Annotated in this window: 18 protein-coding genes; 16 read left to right on the forward strand and 2 right to left on the reverse strand. The window is 69.7% G+C overall.

The features are described from left to right. The first annotated feature begins 60 nt into the window (after positions 1-60). The 9 genes from RAB71_RS08175 (at position 61) to RAB71_RS08215 (ending at position 10,095) form a co-directional block, all read left to right on the forward strand. Positions 61-2,001 carry a diguanylate cyclase gene (locus RAB71_RS08175; RefSeq protein WP_158255554.1) on the forward strand — a complete coding sequence of 647 codons (1,941 nt, stop codon included), beginning with the start codon at positions 61-63 and terminating at the stop codon, positions 1,999-2,001. Between the two features lie 88 nt (positions 2,002-2,089). Beyond that, complete coding sequence (gene creB / locus RAB71_RS08180) at positions 2,090-2,800, forward strand: two-component system response regulator CreB (RefSeq protein WP_081481987.1); 711 nt, start codon at positions 2,090-2,092, stop codon at positions 2,798-2,800. Between the two features lies 1 nt (position 2,801). After that, positions 2,802-4,244: a two-component system sensor histidine kinase CreC gene (gene creC / locus RAB71_RS08185; protein ID WP_010343468.1), complete on the forward strand. Its 1,443-nt coding sequence runs from the start codon at positions 2,802-2,804 to the stop codon at positions 4,242-4,244. Between the two features lie 228 nt (positions 4,245-4,472). Continuing rightward, positions 4,473-5,792 carry a cell envelope integrity protein CreD gene (gene creD / locus RAB71_RS08190; RefSeq protein ID WP_041500348.1) on the forward strand — a complete coding sequence of 440 codons (1,320 nt, stop codon included), beginning with the start codon at positions 4,473-4,475 and terminating at the stop codon, positions 5,790-5,792. Positions 5,793-5,813: 21 nt separating this feature from the next. Then, positions 5,814-6,245 (forward strand): hypothetical protein, encoded by a 432-nt coding sequence (locus RAB71_RS08195; protein WP_010343472.1) that lies wholly within the window; start codon positions 5,814-5,816, stop codon positions 6,243-6,245. A gap of 288 nt (positions 6,246-6,533) precedes the next feature. Then, positions 6,534-7,139: a GNAT family acetyltransferase gene (locus RAB71_RS08200; RefSeq protein WP_010343473.1), complete on the forward strand. Its 606-nt coding sequence runs from the start codon at positions 6,534-6,536 to the stop codon at positions 7,137-7,139. After that, complete coding sequence (locus RAB71_RS08205) at positions 7,136-8,020, forward strand: carbon-nitrogen hydrolase family protein (RefSeq protein WP_010343474.1); 885 nt, start codon at positions 7,136-7,138, stop codon at positions 8,018-8,020. Before RAB71_RS08200 ends, RAB71_RS08205 begins: the two co-directional genes overlap by 4 nt. Before the next feature lie 163 nt (positions 8,021-8,183). Then, positions 8,184-9,590 carry a glutamate--tRNA ligase gene (gltX, locus tag RAB71_RS08210; RefSeq protein ID WP_010343475.1) on the forward strand — a complete coding sequence of 469 codons (1,407 nt, stop codon included), beginning with the start codon at positions 8,184-8,186 and terminating at the stop codon, positions 9,588-9,590. 16 nt (positions 9,591-9,606) lie between these two features. Then, entirely contained in the window at positions 9,607-10,095 is a 489-nt protein-coding gene (locus tag RAB71_RS08215) for a transcriptional repressor (RefSeq protein ID WP_010343476.1), read from the forward strand. A 133-nt stretch (positions 10,096-10,228) separates the two neighbouring features. Here RAB71_RS08215 and rtcR read toward each other — a convergent pair whose 3' ends face one another. Then, positions 10,229-11,839 carry an RNA repair transcriptional activator RtcR gene (gene rtcR, locus RAB71_RS08220; RefSeq protein WP_029562159.1) on the reverse strand — a complete coding sequence of 537 codons (1,611 nt, stop codon included), beginning with the start codon at positions 11,837-11,839 and terminating at the stop codon, positions 10,229-10,231. Between the two features lie 184 nt (positions 11,840-12,023). On the opposite strand from rtcR, the gene RAB71_RS08225 reads away from it, so the two are divergent. The 7 genes from RAB71_RS08225 (at position 12,024) to RAB71_RS08255 (ending at position 21,216) form a co-directional block, all read left to right on the forward strand. After that, a complete protein-coding gene (locus tag RAB71_RS08225; protein WP_010343478.1) occupies positions 12,024-13,571 on the forward strand; it encodes a VWA domain-containing protein in 1,548 nt (515 codons plus the stop codon). Between the two features lie 806 nt (positions 13,572-14,377). Beyond that, on the forward strand, positions 14,378-15,598 hold the full coding sequence (locus RAB71_RS08230) for an RtcB family protein (RefSeq protein ID WP_010343479.1): 1,221 nt from the start codon (positions 14,378-14,380) through the stop codon (positions 15,596-15,598). Between the two features lie 97 nt (positions 15,599-15,695). Next, a complete protein-coding gene (rtcA, locus tag RAB71_RS08235; RefSeq protein WP_010343480.1) occupies positions 15,696-16,715 on the forward strand; it encodes an RNA 3'-terminal phosphate cyclase in 1,020 nt (339 codons plus the stop codon). Between the two features lie 200 nt (positions 16,716-16,915). Further along, positions 16,916-18,040, forward strand: coding sequence for a hypothetical protein (locus RAB71_RS08240; protein ID WP_010343481.1), 1,125 nt, complete (start codon positions 16,916-16,918; stop codon positions 18,038-18,040). 167 nt (positions 18,041-18,207) lie between these two features. Next, on the forward strand, positions 18,208-19,356 hold the full coding sequence (locus tag RAB71_RS08245) for a winged helix-turn-helix domain-containing protein (RefSeq protein WP_010343482.1): 1,149 nt from the start codon (positions 18,208-18,210) through the stop codon (positions 19,354-19,356). 199 nt (positions 19,357-19,555) lie between these two features. Next, entirely contained in the window at positions 19,556-20,611 is a 1,056-nt protein-coding gene (locus RAB71_RS08250) for an XdhC family protein (protein WP_010343483.1), read from the forward strand. Next, entirely contained in the window at positions 20,611-21,216 is a 606-nt protein-coding gene (locus RAB71_RS08255; protein ID WP_010343484.1) for a nucleotidyltransferase family protein, read from the forward strand. The genes RAB71_RS08250 and RAB71_RS08255 overlap by 1 nt, the downstream gene beginning before the upstream one ends. Positions 21,217-21,359: 143 nt before the next feature. Here RAB71_RS08255 and RAB71_RS08260 read toward each other — a convergent pair whose 3' ends face one another. After that, the gene (locus RAB71_RS08260) at positions 21,360-23,555 is read right to left on the reverse strand and encodes a xanthine dehydrogenase family protein molybdopterin-binding subunit (protein WP_010343485.1); all 2,196 of its coding nucleotides are present in this window, start codon (positions 23,553-23,555) and stop codon (positions 21,360-21,362) included. Between the last annotated feature and the right edge of the window lie 12 nt (positions 23,556-23,567).

Consider the following 23,567-nt stretch of genomic DNA (forward strand, 5'->3'; position numbering starts at 1 on the left):
TTCGGGTGCGCAGTGCCGATGCCAGATGGGCGGTCGGCGAGTGCCACGGTCTGCATGTCGATGCCTTCTTCCCTGTTGCTCGGTGTTCTTGCACTGGCACTGCCGTTCGCCGCATTCGGCGCCGCCCGTGCCGAGCCATCCAGCCCCCGCGCGGCACAGACTGCGGCGTTCGATGCGCTGATCGAGGATGTCGGTGCGCACGGCAAGGACATGGCCGCCGACGAGCAGGCCTACCGTGTCGCGCATGCCCGGCTGCAGGCGCTGCTGCCTGCGAGCGACCCGGTGCGGCGCGCGCGCCTGGACGCCTTCGACTGCCAGCATTTTCCGCAGGGTCCGGCCGCGGCGGTGGAGCAGGCGCGGCGCGGCGCGCGCGGCGCGGTCGCGCGCACCCATGTGCAGGTCCGGCTGGAGTATCTGCTGTGCGAAACCTATGCGCTGTACAACGACGGCCAGCGCCCGGCCTATCTGCGGCCCGCCACCACGATCCTGGCGCTGACCGACGCGCAGCGGTTCCCGCGCCTGCGCGCGGCGGCCCTGCGCATGCGTGCCTTCGCCGAGCGCGACGCCGGCCACTACGCGCAGTCGCTGCGCACCCTGCAGGAACTGCGCGCGCTCGACGCACGGCGCGATGGCGGCTGGGTGGCGCTGCTGACCCTGATCGGCATTGCCGACGCCTACCTGGACATGGGCCTGCCGGACCTGTCGCAGCAGGTCGTCGCCGAGGTCCTGCAGCGGGCCAGGCAGGGCGATGGCGGCTACATGCAGGCGCTGGCGGTGGAGCGCGAAGGCGCCATCGCCGAGCAGCGTGGCGACCTGCCGGCGGCGCTGGCCGCCTATCTGCGCGCAGCGGAACTGCATGGCCGGCATCCGCAGGAAGGCTCGCAGGCGTCGTTGCTGCTGCGCGCGGCCCGGGTCAACGCGCTGCTGGGCAACCTGCCGCAGGCACGCGCGCAGCGGCAGCAGGCCGAGGCGCAACTGGTCGCGATGGGCGCCACGCGGCTGATGCGCGCGCGGCGTGACTACGTGGACGCGCTGATCGCCGAGCGCAGCGGCGATGCGCGGGCCGCGCTGGCGCTGGTCGAGCGGGCCGAGCAGGGCTACCGCGCCAACGGCGACCTGCGCAGCCTCAGCGACGTGCTCGACCTCAAGGCCACGGCCTTGCGCGCGCTGGGCGCCTGGCGCCAGGCGCTGGATGCGCGCGAGGCGCAGATGCGCGTGCAGCAGGAACTGGACACGCGCATGCAGCGCGAGCAATCGCAGTTCCTGATCGCCGAATCGGAAAGCCGCGAGCGCGACCTGGCGGCGCTGCAACTGGCGCAGAAGGCCGAAACCCAGCGCAACCGGCTGCAGGCGATGGAGCGCGAGGCGACCCTGCGGCGCGTGTTGCTCGGCGCGGCGCTGCTGTTGCTGGCCGTGCTGGGCGGCGTGCTGTTCCTGACCCTCGGGCGCCTGCGCGGCGCCCGCCGCGAAGTGCGCATCGACAGCCTCACCGGAGTCGCCTCGCGGCGCCAGGTGCTGGCCGAACTCGACACTGCGCTGACTGTGTTGCCGCGCGGCGGGCGCATGCCGCTGTCGGTGCTGGCGCTGGACGTGGACCACTTCAAGCGGATCAACGACGAGCACGGCCACGCTGCGGGCGACCAGGTGCTGCGGCTGGTCGCCACGACCCTGCGCCAGCGCCTGCGCAGGAACGACAGCTTCGGCCGGACCGGCGGCGAGGAGTTCCTGGCGTTGCTGCCCGGTGCCACCTGCGCCGAGGCAAGCCAACTGGCCGGGCAGCTGCGCGAGGTGCTGGAACGGCAGGCGTTCGACACGATCGTGCCGGGCCTGCGCCTGACCGTCAGCATCGGCGTCGCCGAGGCCGGCGCCGGCGAGAGCAGCCAGGCGCTGCTGGCGCGCGCCGATGCGGCGCTGTACCGGGCCAAGCATGGTGGTCGCAACCGGGTGGAGCTGGCGGCGCCGCCGGGCGCGGCCCACCTGCGCGGCGGCAGCGATCGCTGACGCGGGCCTGCACGCGTCGCAGGCCGCGCCGACCAAGGTCGACGCCGGCGACGGCCGCACAGGCTGCCGCGGCGCCCGCGCGGCGGCTATGCTGCGCGCCATGTCCACGCCTGCCGCCGCCTGTGTCCTCGTGGTCGAGGACGAATCCGCCATCGCCGATACCGTGCTGTACGCGCTGCGCAGCGAGGGCTATGCGGTGCGGCATTGCCAGCTCGGCCGCGAGGCGCTGGCGCAGCTGCGCGAGGGCGGCATCGACGTGGTGGTGCTGGACGTGGGCCTGCCGGACCTGAGCGGGTTCGAGGTGTGTCGCACGCTGCGCGGCTTCAGCCAGGTGCCGGTGCTGTTCCTGACCGCGCGCAACGAGGAGATCGACCGCGTGCTCGGCCTGGAACTGGGCGCCGACGACTACATGGCCAAGCCGTTCTCGCCGCGCGAACTGGTCGCACGGGTGCGGGCGCGGCTGCGGCGCCCGGCGGTGGTGGTCGGCGATGCCGACGCCGGCTGGCAGCAGCACGGCGATTTCGCCATCGACCGCGACGGCCGCCGCATCCGCTGGCAAGGCGTGGTGCTGGACCTGACCCGCTACGAGTACGCGCTGCTGGCGGCACTGCTGCAGCGGCCCGGTGCCATCCTCAGCCGCGCGCAACTGATGGACCGCGGTTGGGACAGCAGCGCCGACAGCGCCGACCGCACGGTCGACACCCATATCAAGACCCTGCGCGCCAAGTTGCGCGCGGCCGGCGCCGCCCACGACCCGATCCGCACCCACCGCGGCCTCGGCTACGCGCTGGAGGCCTGAGATGCGGCTGGGGCTGAAGCTGTTCCTGGGCTTCTTCCTGATCGTCGGCGTGGCCGCTTTCTTCGTAATGCGGGTGTTCGTCAACGAGGTCAAGCCGGGCGTGCGCCAGGCGATGGAATCGACCCTGGTGGACGCGGCCAACGTGCTGGCGCAGATGGCCGCGCAGGACCTGAAGGACGGGCGCATCGCCAGCGGCCGCTTCGCCCGCGACCTGGCCGCGGCGCAGCGGCGCGATCCGCGCGCGATGGTCTGGCGTTTCCCCAAGCACAGTGTCGACTACCGCGTCACCCTCACCGATGCGGCGGGCGTGGTGGTGTTCGATTCGCGGGGTCAGGACATCGGCCGCGACAACGCGCGCTGGAACGACGTGTACCGCACCCTGCGCGGCGAGTACGGCGCCCGCTCCAGTCCCGAGGCCGACGGCGACCCCAACCACACGGTGATGCACGTGGCCGCGCCGGTCTACGATCCGGCCGAGCCGCAGCGGCTGATCGGCGTGCTGACCCTGTCCCAGCCCAACCGCAGCATCGAGCCGTTCATCGTCGCCAGCCAGCGCAGCATCCTGTTGCGCGGCGCCTGGCTGATCGGCATCTCGGCGCTGATCGGGATCCTGATGACCTGGGGCCTGCTGCGCGGCATCGGCCGGCTCAACCGCTATGCGCAGGCGGTCAGTGCCGGTGCGCCGGTGCCGCCGCCGCCGCCGCGCCGCGACGAGATCGGCGATCTCGGCCGTGCGCTGGAGACCATGCGCCGCAAGCTGGAGGGCAAGCAATACGTCGAGCAGTACGTGCAGTCGCTGACCCATGAGATGAAGAGCCCGCTGGCGGCGATCCGCGGCGCCGCGGAGCTGCTGCAGGAGCCGCTGCCGGAGCCGGAACGGCAGCGCTTCGTGCGCAACATCGCCGAGCAGCAGCAGCGCCTCACCGAGACCATCGACAAGCTGCTGGCGCTGGCCGAGGTCGAGCAGCACGGCTGGCTGCAGCGCCGCGAACCGGTGGCGCTGGCGCCGCTGTGCGCCGACCTGGTCGAAGCGCTGGCGCCGCAGCTGCAGGCGCGCGGACTGCAGCTGCAGGTGCAGGCGCTGGATCCGACCCTGGTGGTATCGGGCGATCCCTATCTGCTGCGGCAGGCGCTGCACAACCTGCTCGACAACGCCATCGCCTTCTCCCCGGAGGGCGCGAGCATCGTGCTGCGCGCCGAACGTGGCACCGATGCGCGCGTGCTGCTGGTGGTGGAGGACGCCGGTCCGGGCGTTCCCGACTACGCGCAGGAGCGGGTGTTCGAGCGTTTCTATTCGCTGGCGCGGCCGGCCACCGGCCAGCGCAGCTCCGGCCTCGGTCTGCCGTTCGTGCGCGAGGTGGCGCGCCTGCACGGCGGCGACGCCAACCTGCGCAACCGCGACGGTGGCGGCGCGGTGGCCTGCCTGGCGTTGCCGATGACCTGAGTCGGATCGATTCGCGCGAGAGCGCGTGAAGCGCGGTGCCGGTGTTCCCGCGTCGGGTCTGAAGTCCCTCCCACAGTGGGGCGCCGCGTCGACGGGCTGCCGGACACCAATCCCGATTCCCCAATCCCCAATCCCGGCTCCTCCCACTTCACACCCACTTCAAATTCGCCTCAAACCCCGCCCACGCAGTGGTCGCATCCTGGCGCCCTCCCAAACCCAGAGGCCGCCATGAAATCCCTGAAGCTGCTGTTGCGATTCGCCACCATCGGCGGATTGATCCTGTTGTTGCTGATCCCGCTGATGATGATTCGCGGCACCGTGCAGGACCGCCAGCACTACCGCGACGAGGCGGTGGAACGGGTGTCGCAGAGCAAGGCCGGCGAGCAGCGCCTGCTCGGGCCGCTGCGGGTGATCCCGTGGACCCAGGAGCGCGACGTCGCGGTGCTCGACGCCGACGGCAAGCGCGTGACCAAGCGCGAGACCGAGACCGGCTACGTGCTGCAGGCGCCGCGGCGGCTGCAGGTGGAGGGCGAACTGAAGCCCTCGCAGCGCCATATCGGTCTGTTCAAGGTGCAGGTGTACAGCTGGCATGCGCGGCTCAAGGCCGAATTCGAGGATCTCGACTATGCCGCTGCCGACGGCCGCCGCTACGGCACGCCGTACCTGGCGATCGGCCTGCAGGACGTGCGCGGCCTGGTCGGCACGCCCAACCTGCGCGCCGACGGCCGCGCGCTGCCGCTGCAGCCGGGGTCGATGGGCCTGGCCGGCGTCTCCAAGGGCGTGCATGCCGTGCTGCCGGCGTTGCCCGATCCGCAGCAGGGTCGATTGACCGATCTGCACGATGTGCAGATGGAGTTCGTGCTCGACGGTACCCAGGCGCTGTCGATCGTGCCGGTGGGCGACGACAACCAGATCGCGCTGAGTTCGCCGTGGCCGCATCCGCTGTTCGGCGGGCGCTTCCTGCCCAACGAGCGCCGCATCAGCGCGCAGGGCTTCCAGGCGAGCTGGGCGTTGTCGTCGCTGGCGACGGGTGCGCAGGCGCAGGTGAGCGCCGGGGGCGAGGACCTGGATGCGCTGCGCGTGGATCTGGTCGACCCGGTGGACGTGTATACGCAGGCCGAGCGCGCCAGCAAATATGGTCTGCTGTTCGTGGTGCTGACCTTCGTCGCCTTCGGCCTGTTCGAACTGATCAAGCGCCTGCCGATCCATCCGCTGCAGTACCTGCTGGTCGGCCTGGCGCTGGCGATCTTCTTCCTGCTGCTGCTCAGCCTGTCCGAGCACATCCCGTTCTGGCAGGCCTATCTGGTCTCGGCGGTGGCCTGTATCGGATTGCAGTTCTTCTACCTGTCCGGGGTCTTGCGCAGCCGCCTGCGCGCGGCCGGCTTCGCCAGCATGCTCACCGTGCTGTACGGCGCGCTGTACGGCCTGCTCGCCTCGGAAGACAACGCCTTGCTGATGGGCTCGCTGCTGCTGTTCGGCATCCTCGGCGCGATCATGTGGATCACCCGCCGGATCGACTGGTACGAACTCGGCGCGTCGCTGCGCTGAGCCGTCGCGAGGAGATCGGACATGGTCGCGCACCGTCATCTGCATCGGCGTCTGCAGGCGCTGCTGCCCGCCGCCCTGGAAACCCATGGCCTGCACCCCGGCAACCTGCCGGCGACGCTGGCGCGTAGCGCGCAGGCGGCCCTGGTCACCGCCGCCGACCGCGGCGGCGCCCTGTGGCTGCGCCTGAGCGAACGCAGCCGCGCGGCCCTGGCCAACGACGCGGCGACGTTCCTGGGCAGCGCACTGCAGGCGCGTGCGGCCTTGCCGGGCGATGCCGCGCCGTGGCGCTACTGCCCGTGGCGCGCGGTGCGCCGCGATCCGGTCCGAACAGCGGACGCGGATGGCGTGAGCGGCGCGTCCTCCGCGGGTTTCATCACCTGGGAGGCGCAAGGCCGCGCGCGCCTGCTGGTCTTGCCGGCACAGGCGGCGCTGCTGTGCCGCTGGTGGCGATGAGGTTCGGTGGCCGTGCCGATCGCCGCTGCAGCGGGGCCGGACCGACATCGGCCATCGACGACAGGAACACCGGCGGTGGCAGGACCCCACCGCCGGTCACAGGACGGGCAGGACGCTCATGCAGGGATGCGGCAGGGACATGCACGCAAGGACATCGCCAGGCAGTGCAAGGACGCGCAGGCATCACAGGACGGGCAGGACGCCCCCGCAAGGAAGCGGCAAGGACGCACGCGCCAGGGCACCGCCAGGCAGGCAGCGCCAGGGAAACGCTTGAGGTAGAGTGCACGGATGCACTCTCCGCTCTCCATTCAGCGCCTGCGCGGCGCCGGGATCGTGCCGTTCCTGGACGCGGTCGCGCAGTTGCGCATCACGGTGTTCCGCGACTGGCCGTACCTCTACGACGGCGATCTGGGCTACGAACGCGATTACCTGGCCGCCTACGCCGCCTCGCCGGACAGCGTGTTCGTGCTGGCACGCGACGGCGACCAGGTGATAGGCGCTTCCACCGGGCTGCCGCTGCTCGACGATGCCGAGGCGTTCGCGGCGGCCTTCGCCGGCAGTGAGATCGACCCCGCCGAGGTGTTCTATTTCGGCGAGTCGGTGTTGTTGCTGCAGTACCGCGGCCACGGCGTCGGCCATGCCTTCTTCGACGAGCGCGAGGCGCATGCGCGCGCGCTCGGCCGCTTCCGCCTGACCGCGTTCTGTTCGGTGGAGCGGGCGTCCGACGATCCGCGGCGGCCGCCGGATTACCGCGGCAACGACGCGTTCTGGCGCAAGCGCGGCTACCAGCCGCAGCCGGCCTTGCGCATGCACCTGCCATGGAACGAGGTCGATCGCGGCGAAATGCCGCATACCCTGGGTTTCTGGACCCGCGCGCTGGAGCCTGTCGCATGAAAGTCGCCGTCGCCAAGTACCCGATCGGCGCGCCCGCCGACTTCACCGCCTTCGCCGACAAGCAGGCCGCGCTGCTGGGCGAGGCCGCGCAGGCTGGCGCGCAACTGGCGGTGATGCCCGAGTACCTGTCGCTGGAACTGGCCGCCATCTTCGGCGCCGACGTGTCGGCGCGGCTGCCGGCCTCGCTGGCGGCGATCCAGGCGCTGCATGCGCCGTACCTGGCCTTGTTCGCCGACCTGGCACGGCGCCATCGCCTGCACGTGGTCGCCGGCAGCTTCCTGCTCGGCGACGGCCAGGGGCGCTACCGCAATCGCGCCTACTGGTTCACCCCGGACGGCGGCCACGGCTGGCAGGACAAGCTGCAACTGACCGGCTTCGAGAAGGCCACCGGCCTGATCGACGGCGGCGAGGCGCTGAAGGTGTTCGAGGCCGAGGGCGTGCGCGCCGGCGTGGCGGTCTGCTACGACAGCGAGTTCCCGCTGCCGGTCCGCGCCCAGTACGAGGCCGGGGCGCGTCTGCTGGTGGTGCCCAGTTGCACCGACACCGAGGCCGGCGCCACCCGCGTGCGCGTGGGTTGCCTGGCGCGGGCGCTGGAGAACCGCATCTTCGTGGCCCAGTCGGTGACCGCCGGCGTCGCCGAGTGGAGCCCGGCGCTGGACGTGAACACCGGCGAGGCCACGCTGTACGCGCCGATGGACGCCGGCTTCCCCGCCGACGGCATCGTCGCGCAGACCCGCGGCGAGCAGGTCTGGGCGATCGCCGAACTGGATTTCGCCGCGTTCGAGGCCAGCCGCGCCAATGCGCAAGTGGCCAACGACCGCGACTGGCGCGGGCAACTGGCGCCCGCCGTGGTGCGCGCGGAACTGAGCCATTTCGCGTAGGAGCGTTTCCTGCCAAAGTGCCGCGCCTCGGCGCGCCATGCCCTGTTTCCGCGGTGAGACGCTGCTTTACCAATCCCGAATCTCCAATCCCCAATCCCGCGGCGCCAGCAGGCGCCGCAACAGCAAGGTAAAATCGCCCGATTCCCGTCGTTTCGAGCGTTCCATGGCCTGCCGCACCCGTTTTGCCCCCAGTCCCACCGGTTACCTGCACATCGGCGGCGCGCGCACCGCGCTGTACTGCTGGCTGGAGGCGCGCCACCGCGGCGGCGAATTCGTGCTGCGGATCGAGGACACCGACCGCGAGCGCAGCACCCAGGCGGCGATCGACGCGATCCTGGAGGCGATGGAGTGGCTGGGCCTGGACTACGACGAAGGCCCGATCTACCAGACCCGGCGCCTGGACCGCTATCGCGAGGTTGCCGAGCAGTTGCTGGTGCAGGGCAAGGCCTACTACGCCTACGAGACCCGCGAGGAACTGGACGCCATGCGCGAAGCGGCGATGGCGCGGCAGGAAAAGCCGCGCTACAACGGCGCCGCGCGCGAGCTGAACCTGCCGTACCGCGACGATCCCAACCGGGTGATCCGCTTCAAGAACCCGACCGAGGGCGTGGTGGCGTTCGACGACCTGATCAAGGGCCGCATCGAGATCGCCAACAGCGAACTGGACGACATGGTGATCTTCCGTCCCGACGGCTACCCCACCTACAACTTCGCGGTGGTGGTGGACGACTGGGACATGGGCATCACCGAGGTCATCCGCGGCGACGACCACATCAACAACACCCCGCGCCAGATCAACATCTACCAGGCGCTGGGCGCGCCGGTGCCGAAGTTCGCGCACATGCCGATGATCCTTGACGAGCAGGGCGCCAAGCTGTCCAAGCGCACCGGCGCGGCCGACGTGATGCAGTACAAGGACGCCGGCTACCTGCCGCACGCGCTGATCAACTACCTGGCGCGGCTGGGTTGGTCACACGGCGACCAGGAACTGTTCGGGCGGCAGGAGTTGATCGACCTGTTCGACGTCAAGGACGTCAATTCCAAGGCCGCGCGCCTGGACATGGCCAAGCTCGGCTGGGTCAACCAGCACTACCTCAAGAGCGACGACCCGGCGACGATCGCGCCGCAGCTGGAATTCCAGTTGCGCAAGCTCGGCATCGACCCGGCCGCCGGCCCGGCCGCAGCCGAGGTGGTGGTGGCGCTGCGCGAGCGCGTGCAGACCCTGAAGGAAATGGCCGAGAAGGCCGAGGTCTGGTATCGCCCGCTGACCAGCTACGACGACGCGGCGGTGGCCAAGCATTTCAAGCCGGGCGCCGAACTGGCGCTGGGCAAGGCCCGCGAACTGCTGGCGGCGCTGCCGCAGTGGAGCCTGGACGGCGTCGCCGCCGCGCTGCACGACACCGCCGCCGCCCTGGAGATCGGCATGGGCAAGGTGGCGCAGCCGCTGCGCGTGGCCATCACCGGCACCCAGGTCAGCCCGGACATCTCGCAGACCGTCTACCTGGCGGGGCGCGAGGAGGCCTTGAAACGCATCGACGCCGCGCTCATCAAGATCCCAGCGGGAAGCTGATTCCCGGGAGACCGCCATGTCCAGCAAGAAGACCGCCTGCACCGAGCCGCACCACCACGTCCACGACGCTGCCGACTTCGTCAAGGTGGTGGAGCGGGTCAGCCGCGAGCGCGGTCTGCGCCTGACCCCGATCCGCGCCAACGTGCTGCGGCTGATCGCCGAGGCCGGGCGCCCGGTCAAGGCCTACGACCTGCTGGAATGGGTGCGTGAGGGCAAGGGCGTGGGCGCCGACGCGCCGCCCACGGTGTACCGCGCGCTGGATTTCCTGATGGCCAACGGCTTCGTGCACAAGCTCGAGTCGGTCAACGCCTTCGTCGCCTGTCACCACCCGAGCAGCGCCCAGCATTCGGTGCCGTTCCTGATTTGCGACCGCTGCCACAGCGCAGTGGAACTGGAAGACCGCGACGTGGTCGCGCAACTGGAGCAGCGCGCCAAGGCGCTGGGCTTCCAGCCGCAGGCGCAAACTCTGGAAGTGCACGGGCTGTGCGCGAAGTGCGCGGGTTGAGCCTGGCGCGCGCCGCAGGGCAGGGTGCTGGCGCCCGGTGCGACGCCGGTCCAACTGATTCCTGATCCGCTTCCGGCCGGCCAGTCGGCCGCGCCGCGCGACCGGGCGCAAGGCACAGGCGTGCCCGCCTGGCTCAGTCCTGTGCCGCGGCGCGCCCGCCCTCGCGCACCTGCTCCCAGTCCAGTCCGAACCGCGCCAGGTATTTGCGCAGGCGGTCGGCGTCGTTGGTGCTGGCGCGCTGCGTGCGGGACACGGCGAACAGTTCGCGTCCGGCCTGCGATAGCGACTTCGCCGTCGCGCAGACCCGCACCACGTCTTCCAGTTGCACGCGGTCGAAACGGTCCAGCTGGGCCGCCGCCTCGCCGAGCAGTGCGTCCAGCGGCGAGGGCGGGGTGCCGTCGCGCCATTGCCGACGCAGGCGCTCGATTTCTTCTTCCACCAGCTCGCGCTGGATGCGCCCGGCATTGGCCAGTGTCGCCAGGCGCATCACCGAGGCGCTGAGGTCGCGGAAGTTGCCGTGCCAGCGCGCCTCCGCGCCGGTGGCGAAGGCGAGATAGCGGCTGCGCGCCTCGCGATTGAAGGTCACCCGCTGGTGCTGCTCGCGCGACCAGCGCTCCAGTTCGAAGTCCAGGTTCGGCTCGATGTCCTCGCGGCGCTCGGCCAGGCCGGGCAGGTGGTAGGTCCACAGGTTCAGGCGCGCCAGCAGGTCCTCGCGGAAGCGGCCCTGCGCGACGTGCTGGTGCAGGTCGCGGTTGGTGCCGGCGATCAGCTGAAACTCGCTCTCCACCTCGCGGTCGCTGCCGACCGGCAGGAAGCGCTTCTCCTCCAGCGCCCGCAGCAGCATGGCCTGCTCGTCCAGGCCCAGCTCGCCAATCTCGTCGAGGAACAGCAGGCCCTGGTGGGCCGAGCGCAGCAGCCCCGGGCGGTCGCTGACCGCGCCGGTGTAGGCGCCCTTGGTATGGCCGAACAGCGCGCTCATGGCGCCGTCGCCGCGCAGGGTGGCGCAATTGACCTCGACGAAACGCCCCGGCAACTGGTGCTTGAGTTTCTTCAGTTCGAACACGCGCTTGGCCAACTGGCTCTTGCCGGCGCCGGTCGGCCCCATCAGCAGCATCGGCGCCCTGGAGCGCGTGGCCACGGTCTCGATCTGCTCGATCATGCGGTTGAACGCCGCATTGCGCGTGGCGATGCCGCTCTTCAGCAATGCGCGGTCCTGCAGTTGCTGCTGCTGGAAGCGCTGCGCGATGCGGTCGTAGCGCGACAGGTCCAGGTCGATCACGGTGTAGGCGCCGGCCTCGCCGCTGCCCTGTTTGCGCGGCGGCGAGGTCTGCAGCAGGCGCCCGGGGAAGTGCCGGCTCTCGGTCAGCAGGAAGCCGCAGATCTGGCTGACGTGGCTGCCGGTGGTGATGTGCAGGTAGTAGTCCTCTTCGTCCGGGCGGAACGTGTAGCCGGCGAAGAAGTCGTGCAGGGTGGCGTACACCCCTTCGAAATCCCAGGGATCGGCCAGGTAGGTGTCGTGCAACTGCACCTGTGTGTCGGGCGAGACCTGGCCCAGGTCCTCGCTCACTAGCTGCGCCAGCTTCTGGTAGCGGCGCAGGTCGGTCAGCAGCTCCAGGCGGCTGAGCAGAAAGTCCTCGTGCATGCCCAGCGCCACCGTCGGGCGCCACTTCTCCCAGCGCCCGGGGCCGCTGCCAGAATCCAGTTGGGTGCCGAGCATGCCGAACACCACCTGTGGCCTGTCCATATCCATCCTTATAAGAGTGTCGCTGAAGTTATAGGAATGTTCGGCGTCGAACAAGCGGGTGCCGCATCTAGTTTCTCAATTTTCTGTTTTTAATCAATGTGTTGAGGTGTTCTCCAAAAAGTTGGCACGGCCATTGCGATATCTGGGCATCACCAGCGCGGGCCGTTCCCGCCAGGAGCCTGACATGGCCAACCTCTCTCTGTTCTCGTCATCGCGTGGCGCGCTGCTGCCGCCGGCGACCGTGCGCAACGACGCCGGTGGCGCCGCCTATGCGCGCTCGCCGCAGGCGGCGCTGGCGCTGTACGCGGCCACCGGCTGCTTGAACGGCACCTTCTATGCGGGTGCCGAGGTGCAACTGCAGCGGGTGCTCGGGCTGTGCGCGCAGGTCGATCCGGCCTTCGTCGCGCAGACCGCGATCTACGCACGCCAGGTCGCGCACATGAAGGACATGCCGGCATTGTTGTTGGCCACGCTGACCACCCGGGATCCGGACCTGTTCGCACGGGCCTTCCCGCGCGTGATCGACAACGGCCGCCTGCTGCGCAACTTCGTGCAGATCGTGCGCAGCGGGCAACTCGGGCGCAAGTCGCTGGGGTCGCGGCCCAAGCGCCTGGTGCGGCAGTGGCTGCAGCAGGCCTCGGCGCAGACCATCGTGCAGGCGGCGATCGGCCAGCAGCCGTCGCTGGCCGACGTGATCCGCATGGTCCACCCGAAGCCGGCCGACGCCGAGCGCGAGGCGCTGTATGCGTGGGTGGTCGGCAAGCCGTACCGCGAGGAGGCGCTGCCGGCATTGCTGCAGGCGTACGAAGCATTCAAGCGCGCACCGTCCGGCCCATTGCCGGCGTTGCCGTTCCAGTACTACACGGCCTTGCCGCTGACCACGGCGCATTGGGCGGCGCTGGCCCGCAACGCCTCGTGGCAGACCCTGCGCATGAACCTCAACACCTTCGCGCGGCATGGGGTGTTCGAGGATCCGGCGATGGTGGCGCAGGTGGCGGCACGCCTGCGCGATCCGGCGCAGATCCAGCGCGCCCGGGTGTTCCCGTACCAGTTGCTGGTGGCCAGCACCGCGGCCAGTCAGTTGCCGCCGCCGATCGGCCAGGCGCTGCGCGAGGCGATGGAGATCGCGACGCGGCAGGTGCCGCGGCTGGACGGCAACGTGGTGGTGGCGGTGGATGTGTCCGGCTCGATGGCGGCGCCGGTGACCGGTTTCCGTCGTGGCGCCAGCAGCAGCGTGCGCTGCGTGGATGTGGCCGCGCTGATTGCGGCCTGCGTGCAGCGGGTCAATCCGCGCGCCACGGTGTTGCCGTTCGACACCGAGGTGCGGTCGCTGCGGTTGCGGCAGCGCCAGGACGTGATCGCGCAGGCGCAGCAACTGGCCGCGTTGTGCGGTGGCGGGACCAGCGTCAGCGCGCCGCTGCTGCAGTTGAACGCGCAACGTGCGCCGGTCGATCTGCTGGTGCTGGTGTCGGACAACGAGAGTTGGCGCGACACCCGTAGCGGTGCGACCGCGACCATGCAGGCCTGGGCCGAATTGAAGGCGCGGTGCCCGCAGGCGCGCATGGTCTGCATCGACCTGCAGCCGGTGGCCACCAGCCAGACGGTCGAACGCGACGACATCCTGCATGTCGGCGGCTTCAGCGATGCAGTGTTCGACCTGCTGGCCACGTTCGCGGCCGAAGGCGCCGGCACCAAGCGCTGGGTCGAGCGGATCGGCTCGATCGTGGTGTGAGGCCTTGAAGGAAGGTGTTACCCGGCGGGCAATGGGGCCCGCCGGGCTGCGGGAGAACCAAGATTCGCGTTGACGGAGGCGGCGATGGCGGCCTCCATGTTTCGCCGCCGGCGTCCACGAATGCCGATGGAACTACAGCCTCCGAAGCTCCAGGTCGCGGGTTCGAATCCCGCCCACTCCAGGGATGGGGTCGGTAGCTCAGTTGGTAAAGCGGGAATGTTCCATCTCTCTTGTCGCGGACGTCGTCGGTCTTGTTGTGTGCGTTGCATGGAAGCACTGGACCCGGCGGGCAATGGGGCCCGCCGGGCTGCAGGAGACGCAGGAATTCAGTTGATGGAGGCGGCAGTTGCCGCTTTCCGGTTTCGCCGCCGGCGTCCACGAATGCCGATGGAACTACAGCCTCTTAAGCTCCAGGTCGCGGGTTCGAGTCCCGCCCACCCTGCGATGGGGTGGTAGCTCAGTTGGACAGAGCGGGAACGTTCCATCTCTCTTGTCGTGGCCGTCGTCGGTCCTGTTGTACGCGTTGCCTGGCGGATGCAGGCGGAACTCCATCGGTCGCGGGTTCGAATCCCGCCCGCTCTATGGCGGTAGCTCAGCGGTAGAGCGATCGTTCCGCGTATGGACTTGCCGCGTGAGGCGATGCGTTGGTTTTGCGGTGAATGCAGGTGGAACTCCATCTGGTAGCCCTTCATGGGTCGGGTTCGAGCCCCGGCCGCACGGCGTCAGTGACGCCATGCGGAAGGTTCCACCCTCCCTCGTCACCGCGCTTTTTTTTCTTTGAACTGCGTTACACAAGGAGCAACACCATGAACACCGAGCAGTACGAGGTCATCGCGCAGCCGGGAGCGGCGCCGATCAAGCTGTGGACCCGCGGCGTGCCGCTGGAGGACGAGGCACGCCAGCAGCTGCAGAACATCGCCAAGCTGCCCTTCATCCATCGCTGGATTGCGGTGATGCCGGACGTGCACCTGGGCAAGGGCGCGACCGTCGGCTCGGTGGTGCCGACCATCGGCGCGATCGTGCCGGCCGCGGTGGGTGTGGACATCGGCTGCGGGATGATCGCCGCGCGCACCTCGCTGGTCGCCAGCGACCTGCCGGACAACCTGGCGCCGATCCGCAGCGCGATCGAGCGTGCGGTGCCGCACGGGCGCACGCCCGGCGCGCGCGACAAGGGTGCGTGGCAGACGCCGCCGGGCGTGGCGGTGGACGGCTGGGCGCAGCTGGCCAGCGACTTCGCGCTGATCTGCGAGCGTCATCCGCGCCTGCGCAAGACCAACAACCTGCAGCATCTCGGCACCCTCGGCACCGGCAACCACTTCGTGGAGATGTGCCTGGACGAGGCGCAGCGGGTCTGGTTCATGCTGCACTCCGGTTCGCGCGGCGTCGGCAATGCGATCGGCAACCACTTCATCCAGCTCGCCAAGGAGGAAATGCGGCGCTGGATGATCAACCTGCCGGACCAGGACCTGGCCTATCTGCCGGAAGGCAGCCAGTACTACGGCGACTATGTGTTCGCGGTGGACTGGGCGCAGCGCTATGCGCGGATCAACCGCGAGATCATGATGCGCAGCGTGGTCGAGGCGGTCCGCACGGTGATCGCCAAGCCGTTCGAGGCGCAGGCCGAGGCGGTGAACTGCCACCACAACTACGTCAGCCGCGAGCACCACTTCGGAAAGGACGTGTTCGTGACCCGTAAGGGCGCGGTGAGCGCGCGCAAGGGCGAGCTGGGTATCATTCCGGGCAGCATGGGCGCCAAGAGCTTCATCGTGCGCGGGCTGGGCAATGCCGACAGCTTCCACAGCTGCAGCCATGGCGCCGGCCGGGTGATGAGCCGCACCGAGGCGCGTCGCCGCATCAGTGTCGACGAGCACGTCAAGGCCACCGCGCATGTGGAGTGTCGCAAGGACCAGGACGTGGTGGACGAGTCGCCGGCGGCCTACAAGCCGATCGAGGCGGTGATGGCCGCGCAGCGCGACCTGGTGGAGATCGTGCACACGCTGCGGCAGGTGGTGTGCGTCAAGGGCTAGTCACAGGTGCCGGCCGGCACGCACTGCGGTCGGTCGGCGCCGACCGTCCGCGCGGGTTGGCCCGCACGGGCGTTTTTCAACGATGGATTGCTTTGCAATGGACATGATCGAACTCGATGGTGCGGCGGGCGGCGGGCAACTGCTGCGCACCGCGCTGACGCTGAGCCTGTGCACCGGGACCGGCTTCACCTTCAGCAACATCCGTGGCGCGCGTCCGCGTCCGGGCCTGATGCGCCAGCACCTGACCGCGGTCGTGGCGGCCGCCACGATCGGCCAGGCGCGCACGCACGGGGCGCAGATCGGCGCGACCACGCTGCGCTTCGAGCCAGGAGCGGTGGTGCCCGGCGACTATCAGTTCGCCACCGGCAGTGCCGGCTCGACCACGCTGGTGCTGCAGACGGTGCTGCCGGCGCTGTGGCGCGCCGCTGCGCCGTCGCGCCTGACCCTGGAGGGTGGCACCCATAACCCGCTGGCGCCCTGCGCCGATTTCCTGGTCGAGACCTGGCTGCCGGCGCTGCAGCGCCTGGGCGTGGCTGCGACGTTGACGCTGGACCGGCATGGCTTCTATCCGGCCGGCGGCGGCGCGCTGCGGGCCAGCATCGCGCCCTGTGCGCAGTTGCAGCAGGTCTGCTTCGGTGCGCGAGGCGAACTGCAGGCGATCCAGGCGCAGGTGCTGGTCTCGGGCCTGTCCGGCAAGATCGGCCGGCGCGAGCTGGCGGTGCTGGCCGAGCGACTTGGCGTGGACGCCAATCCGCGCCACGTGCACAGCGTGCGCCCGGCGCAGGGACCGGGCAACACCGCGCTGGTGCGGGTGCGGCATGCGGCGCACGTGGAGGTCTTCGCCGGCCACGGCGAGCGCGGGGTGTCCGCCGAGCAGGTCGGCGAACGCCTGGCGGCGCAGGTGCGCCACTACCTGGACAGCGGCGCCTGCGTCGGTGAACACCTCGCCGACCAGTTGCTGCTGCCGATGGCATTGGCCGGTGGCGGCGCCTTCACCACCGACACGGTCAGCGCGCACCTGTCCAGCAATGCCCGCCTGATCGAGAAGTTCCTGCCGGTGGAAATCACCTGGGAGCAGGTGGATGCGCGGCAGTGGCGGGTGGTCGTGTCCAGCTGATGGCAGCCACCGGCGGGTAGTGCCACCGTGCCGGCGCCTGCAGGCTGCAGGATGTGAGATGCCCACAGCGGTGCTGTCTACGCTCGGCGCCGTTTGATGCCGGATGCAGGACCATAATGACGCGGCGCGGGCGCGGTCCCGCGCGGTGCCGGCGGTGTGCCGGCTTCCTGCCGCAGGATCAGGCGCAATGGAGGATGCACATGGACAAGAACGTGCGCGTGCTGTGCTGGATGTTGTCATCGACGCTGCTGCCGATCGCGCAGGCAATGGCCGATCCCCCCACCGAACTCATGCAGCCGCTGCCCGCGTCGCTGATCTTCAACAACGACAACGGCAAGATCCTCGGGACGTCCGGGCCGCAGCAGCCCACCGCGTATGCCCTGGCGCAATGGGGCGCCAATCCGGACAGTTCGGATACCTTGCAGCCTGTGATCGGCGGTTCGGCGCAGGGCTGGCAGGCCGAGAGCGTGCGTGCGCGGGTGAAGTACTACCCGGTCTACGCTGGTCACGCCAACGCCTACGAATTGGCGCAGGCCGACAACAAGTGCGCCGGTTCGGATCCGGGCAATCCAAATCCATACGACGGCGAGAAGGATCTGTTCCTGGTGACCGCCGATTCGAGGTTCTGGGGCAGTAACGCACTGCTTGGTTTCACGCCCAGCGCGCCGCTGTCCAGTCTTGGCGCCATTCGCGTGCGCGTCGGGTTGAGCAGGACCTACGAAGACGATGTCCGCTGCGGCGGGACGGCGCCCAGCGGCACCGGCTATGCCTTCAGTTTCATCCTCGGCAATACGCAGGGGCAGACCTTGTTCTACCAGATCGACCTGGGTCATACCGGCGCGACTCCCGCGCAGGATCCGTCCACGCCTTGGTGCCCGCATGGGTACGAAGACACGCAGAGTCTGGACTTCTGCCTGGACGACGACATCCGCAACATGGGCGGGCAGTGGAATCTCGCCGGCACGGCGATGTCCAACGACGTCGATTTCCTGCCCAGGCTGCTGCAGGTCATCGGCAAGGGCCACACCAAGCCGGTGCGCGACAAGCAGGGCAATCCCATCAGCCTGGATCGCGATCCGAGCCACTGGACGCTGACGTCGGTGTACATGGGCCATATCACCCAGGGCAAGACCATCAGCACCACGATCTGGTACGACCCCAGCGTCAGGACCTGGCCGGGTGGCACCTTCTGCAGTGCGGCGGGCACGCTGACCCAATACACCTGCAACATGAGCGCGCAGGATGCGACCCAGCTTGGCGCGGGATGGGTCGCTGTCGGCAATGCCTGCTATCACCGCAATGCGGGCACGTCCTGTCCGCCATGACGCGCAGCGGCAGCGTGCTGCGCGCGTTCCGGCGCGGCGTTGTCGCGCTGGCGATCGGAGCGATGGGGTAGCAGAGTCCCCGGCACAGCGGGTGCCTGCAAGCCGCGTTGCGCGCCCAGGGTTGCTATCCTGACCGGCGCTACCGCATTGCCAGGAAGGTCGTTCCGATGCGCACTCCCGTCGCTTCCGTCCCGATCGCGCCCGACCGGGCGCGTGCGCTGTGGCTGCATGCGCAGCGCTTGACCACGCCGGCGCCGTTCGGCAGCGGTGCCGAGGCCGTGCGGCAGGCCACCGCGCACCTGGGCTATGTGCAGATCGACACCATCCACGTGATCGCGCGCAGCCACCACCACGTGCTGTATACGCGCATTCCCGAGTACCGCGAACGGGATCTGGAACAGGCGCAGTCGCAGGACAAGTCGCTGTTCGAGTACTGGACCCATGCCTTGGCCTACGTGCCGGTCGCCGACTACCGCATGTACGTGGCGCAGATGGCGCGCCGACGGGCGCAGGCCGACGCCAGGGGCGCGGTGGATGCGCAGGACTATGCGCGGCTGTTGCGCCGCATCCGCAGCGAGGGGCCGTTGTCGATCCGCGACATCGACGACGACGTGCTGGTCGAGAAGACCCACCCGTGGGGCAGCCGCAAGCCGTCGCGGGCTGCGTTGCAGTACGGTTTCTTCAGTGGCGACCTGGTGATCAGCCAGCGCAGCGGCATGCTCAAGACCTACGAGCTGGCGGCGCGGCATTTCGGCTGGCGGCAGCGGCCGCGCCCGGTCAGCGACGCGCAGTACGCGCGCTACCTGCTGCAGCGTGCGCTGCGTGCGCAGGGCATCGTCGGCGTGGAGTCGATCTGCTATGGCGAGACCGCCGCCAAGCCGGCGGTGCGGGCGTTGATCGCCGCGGAAGTGGCGCGCAAGCGCCTGATCCCGGTGCATCTGCAGGGGCAGGAAGGCGTGGCCCTGTGGGCCGAGCCGGAGCTGCTGGACAGTGTGCCGCCACCGCCGGATCCGACGCGGGCGCTGCTGCTGTCGCCGTTCGATCCGCTGGTGATCCAGCGCAAGCGGCTGCAGCAGTTCTTCAGCTACACCCACCGCTTCGAAGCCTATGTGCCGGCGCCGCAGCGGGTGCTGGGCTACTTCGCGTTGCCGGTGCTGGTCGGCGACCGCATCGTCGCCGCGCTCGACCTGAAGATGGACCGTCGCGCCGGCCGCCTGCTGATCCAGCAATGGACCTGGCTGGTGCCGCGTCGCGCGGCGCTGCAGGCGACGATCGACGCGGCCTTGCAGCGCTTCGAGCGCTTTCATCTGGCGTAGCGGCTCGTCGTCGCGGACGTGTCGCCTGCGGACGGCGCATGCCGGCCGCACCTGCGTCCGCCAAACAGCGTCGGTTGCAGGCATTGTGTTGGGCATCCCCGATTTCCTTGCGCTGCCGGCGCCGCGAACAATCGTCGGGGTCACCTCGCGACCACAGGCAGCCGCTTAGGCTCCGGATTCCCCTTAGCCTGGCCGCCGTATGTCCGCTGCCCGTCACTGTCTGCAAGATGCGCTCGACGCCTGCCGCCGCGGTGCGCCCGCGGTGTTGGCCGTGGCGATGGCCCGCGAAGGCTCCACCTACGCGCATGCCGGCGCGATAGCCTTGTTCGGCGCCGATGGTGCGCAGCAGGGCTGGCTGAGCGGCGGTTGCCTGGAGCCGGAGATCGCGCGCTGCGCCGCGGAGGCCGCCGACGCCGCGACGCCGGCGTGGATGGAGATCGATACGCGCGAGGACGAAGACCTGCTGTCCGGCTCGGCAGCGGGCTGCCGAGGGCGCTTGTACCTGGCCTTGTTGCCGCTGCACGCCTTGCCCGGTTTCGACGCATTGGCTCAGGCCTGGCTGCAGGGACGCGGTGGCTTGACCCTGGCGCTGGAGGCCGATGGCGATTTTGTCGCCAGTGTGGCCGGGCAGACGTTGCGGTGGCGCCTGCCGTGGCGCATGGTGTCCGCGACGTCGCCGCGCTTTGGCGAGGTGCACGTGCCGCCGCCGCCGCGGGTCAGCGTCTTCGGCGCCGGTCCGGAAACCACCGTGCTGCTGCCCTTGCTGCGGCAGTTGGGCTGGATGACCACCCTGGTCGAGCAGCGGCCGCGCTGGGTCGCATTGGCGGCGCTGGCCGACCGCGCGCTCGCCTGCACGCCGACGCGCGGGCTGGCCGACTGCGCCGACAGCGACGCGGCGCTGGTGATGCACCACCATTTCGAACTGGATCGCGAAGCGCTGGATGCGCTGGCCGGCAGCGCCATCCCGTTCCTCGGCCTGCTGGGACCGGTACGGCGGCGCGAGGACCTGTTCCGCCTGTTGGGCCCGACGCAACGCGCGCAGCTCTTGCCGCGCCTGCATTCGCCGATCGGGCTGCGCCTGGGAGGGAATGGTGCGGAGGCGATCGCGTTGAGCATCGCCGCGCAATTGCAGGCCAGCCGGGCGGCGCCGCCACGGTTAGGTGCGGTCGCGCAGGCAGGCGACAGGTCGCTGCGGCGATCGCCGCGCGATGCGGTGGCGATGGTGCGGCCATTGCTGGCCGAAGGCAGCAGCTGATGGCGCAGGCGCACGCGGCGTTGATCCTGGCCGCCGGCGCCAGCCGCCGCCTGGGCCGCGCCAAGCAGACGCTGACCAGCGATGGCGAGCCGCTGCTGCGTCGGGTCGTGCGTCTGGCGCTGTCCACGGCACCGGCGCGCTGCGTGGTGGTGCTGGGCGCGCAGGCCGAAGCGCTGCAGCCGCTGCTGGAGGGGCTTTCGGTGGAGTGCGTGCGCAATCCGCAATGGGACACCGGCATGGGCGGCAGTCTCGACTGCCTGCGCGCGGCGGTACGCGACGATGCGTCGATCGCCCGCAGCCTGGTGCTCGGCTGCGACCAGCCGGCCCTGACATCAGTGCATCTGCAGGACCTGTTGGCGGCGGCCGCGCGGGCGACCTCCGGTTGTGCGGTCAGTGCCTACGCCGGCGTGCGCGGCATGCCAGCGGTGGTGGCGCAACAGCGCTGGCGCACGCTGCCATTGGGCGGCGACCAGGGCTTGCGCGCGCTGTTCGCGACGCTGGCGCCGGACAGCCTGGGTTGCATCGTCGCGCCGGCGTTGGCGCTGGACCTGGACACGCCGGAGGACGTGCAGGCGGCGGTGGCGAAGGGGTGGCTGGATCCGTAGCGGTTGCGTCGGGCGCGGTGTTGCGGCGACCGACGCTCGCCTTGTAGGAGCGGCTTCAGCCGCGACAGGCGTTATCGGGAATGCCTGTCGCGGCTGAAGCCGCTCCTACGAGAGCAAACTGCGCGCAAACGCGGCGATCGCACTCAGCCGATCAACTTGTCCGGGGTGATCGGCAGGTCGCGGATGCGCTTGCCGGTGGCGTGGAACACGGCATTGGCGATGGCCGCGGGGATGCCGACCATGCCCAGCTCGCCCATGCCCTTGACCCCGAGCGGGTTGACGATGGTGTCGTCCTCTTCGACGAACATGGTCTGGATCTCGTGCACGTCGGCGTTGACCGGCACGTGATAGTCGGCCAGCGAGGCGTTGAGCATGCGCCTGTAGCGGTGGTCGATCTCGGTGCCTTCGCTGAGCGCCATGCCGATGCCCATCACCACGCCGCCGATTTCCTGGCTGTGTGAGGTCAGCGGATTCATGATCTTGCCGCAGGCGGTGGCTTCGATGACCCGCGTCACCTGCACCATGCCCGTGTCGGGATCGACCTTGACCTCGATGAACTGCGCGCCGTGCGCGGCGGTGGCGTACTGCTTGCGCTCGGCCGAGGGCTTGGATTCGTGCACCACCTCCAGTTCCTGCAGGCCGTGCTGGCGCATCAACTTGGCGACCTCCAGGCCGGCCTCGGGCTTACCGGTCGGGCGCAGCTGGCCATCAACCAGTTCCACCGCATCCATGTCCAGCCCGCTGAATGCGGCCTGCCCATCCTGTCTGGCCAGTTCCAGTAGCTTGCCGCGGATCTCGCGCGCCGCGCCGTGAATCGCGCTGCCGACGCTGGCGGTGGTCCACGAGCCGCCCTGCGCCGGCGCCTTCGGCAGGCGCGTGTCGCCCAGTTCGAACTGCACGCGCTTGGCGTCGATGCCCAGATACTCGGCGGCGATCAGGGTCATCACCGTGTAGGTGCCGGGGCCGATGTCGGAGGTGGCACTGCCGACCCGGGCGCTGCCGTCGGCCTTCAGCACCACCCGCGCCAGCGCCGGCATCTGCATCGACGCCCAGGTGCCGGTGGCCATGCCCCAGCCGACCAGCAGGCGGCCGTCGCGCATGGAACGCGGCTCGGGCGTGCGCTTGCTCCAGCCGAAGGTCTCGGCGGCGAGCGCGTAGCACTCGCGCAGCGCCTTGCTCGAAAACGGCTTGCCGGTTTCCGGATCGGTCTCGGCGTAGTTGGCCAGGCGCAGTTGCAACGGGTCCATCTTCAGCGCATAGGCCAGTTCGTCCATCGCGCACTCGATGCCGAACATCTGGCTGATGGTGCCGGGCGCGCGCATCGCCTGCGGCGTCGGCAGGTCGGTCTCCACCACCTCGAAGCGATCCTCCACGTTGGGGCAGGCGTACAGCGAGCGCGCATTGCGGAAGAAGGCCTCGTTGAACGCCTCGATGCGCGAGGTGTTGAGCACGTGCCGGTAGCGTATCGCCTGCAGCGCGCCGGCGGCGTCGGCGCCCAGCCCCAGTTCCACGCGGTAGTAGGGGCGGTAGCCATGGCCGCTGAACATCTGCCGCCGGGTGTAGACGATCTTCACCGGCAGGCCGACCGCCTTGGACACCGCACCGAGCAGGAAGGTGTAGTAGTTGGGACGCAGGCACGAGCCGAACGCGCCGCCGACGAACAGCGAGACCACGTTGACCTTGTCCATCGGAATGCCGAAGTAGCCGGCCAACTGTTCGCGGTCCTGGTAGACGTTCTGGCTCTTGTTGACCACGGTCAGGGTGTCGCCGATCCAGTAGCCGATGCCGCCGTGCGGTTCCATCGGGTTGTGGTGCTCCACCGGCATCGTGTACGCGGCTTCCAGCTTCACCGGCGCGGCGGCGAACGCGGCAGCCGGGTTGCCGCGCGGCTTCGGCGACTCTTCCGGGGTCGGATCGTGCGCCTGGCCGAGCAGCGCGTCGAAATCGGTCTGCGCGGCCTCGGTGGCGTACTCCACCTGGATCAGCCGCGACGCATGCCGCGCCTGCTCGAAGGTGGCGGCCACCACCACCGCGATCGGTTGCGCATTGAAGTGGATGCGGTCGTCGACCAGGGCGCGGAACGACAGGTCTTCGCCCTTCTTCTTGACCGCGTCGGAGACCGGCTTGATCGCGTTGAGGTGCGTCAGCACCTTGATCACGCCCGGCGCGGTCTCGGCGGCGCGGGTGTCGATGCGTACGATGCGGCCCTTGGCGATGGTGCTGGTGAGGATGTAGCCGTGGACCAGATGCGGGATCTGGAACTCCGCCGCATAGCGCGCTTTGCCGGTGACCTTGGCGAAGCCGTCGACGCGGCGCATTTCCTTGCCGATGTAGTTCATTGCCGGTTCTCC

Origin of the sequence: Xanthomonas sacchari, from assembly GCF_040529065.1 — a bacterium.
Lineage (GTDB): Bacteria > Pseudomonadota > Gammaproteobacteria > Xanthomonadales > Xanthomonadaceae > Xanthomonas_A > Xanthomonas_A sacchari.